Source organism: Burkholderia sp. AU33803, assembly GCF_002223095.1.
Taxonomy (GTDB): domain Bacteria; phylum Pseudomonadota; class Gammaproteobacteria; order Burkholderiales; family Burkholderiaceae; genus Burkholderia.
Genome location: NZ_NKFJ01000024.1, coordinates 1 through 560, shown reverse-complemented (window position 1 = coordinate 560; position 560 = coordinate 1). Strand labels below are relative to the sequence as shown.

Sequence of the window (560 nt, the reverse complement as noted above, 5' to 3'; positions counted from 1 at the left end):
GGCGGCAAGGCAATCGGCGTCGCGATGGACGTGACGAACGAGGAAGCCGTGAACAGCGGGATCGACAAGGTGGCCGAAACGTTCGGCTCGGTCGACATCCTCGTGTCGAACGCGGGCATCCAGATCGTCAACCCGATCGAGAACTATTCGTTCGCCGACTGGAAGAAGATGCAGGCGATCCACGTCGACGGCGCGTTCCTGACGACCAAAGCCGCGCTGAAGCACATGTACAAGGACGATCGCGGCGGTGTCGTGATCTACATGGGTTCGGTGCACTCGCACGAAGCGTCGCCGCTGAAGTCGGCGTACGTGACGGCCAAGCACGGCCTGCTCGGCCTGGCCCGCGTGCTGGCGAAGGAAGGCGCGAAGCACAACGTGCGTTCGCACGTCGTGTGTCCGGGCTTCGTGCGCACGCCGCTGGTCGACAAGCAGATTCCGGAGCAGGCGAAGGAGCTCGGGATCAGCGAAGAGGAAGTGGTGAAGAAGGTGATGCTCGGCAATACGGTCGACGGCGTGTTCACGACCGTTCAGGACGTCGCGCAGACGGTGCTGTTCCTGTC

Annotated in this window: 1 protein-coding gene; it reads left to right on the top strand. The window is 63.0% G+C overall.

Features of this window, described 5'->3' with window-relative positions; translation table 11 throughout:
• The coding region (locus CFB41_RS37085) for a 3-hydroxybutyrate dehydrogenase (RefSeq protein ID WP_089460165.1) at window positions 1–560 on the top strand (560 nt) is incomplete at both ends.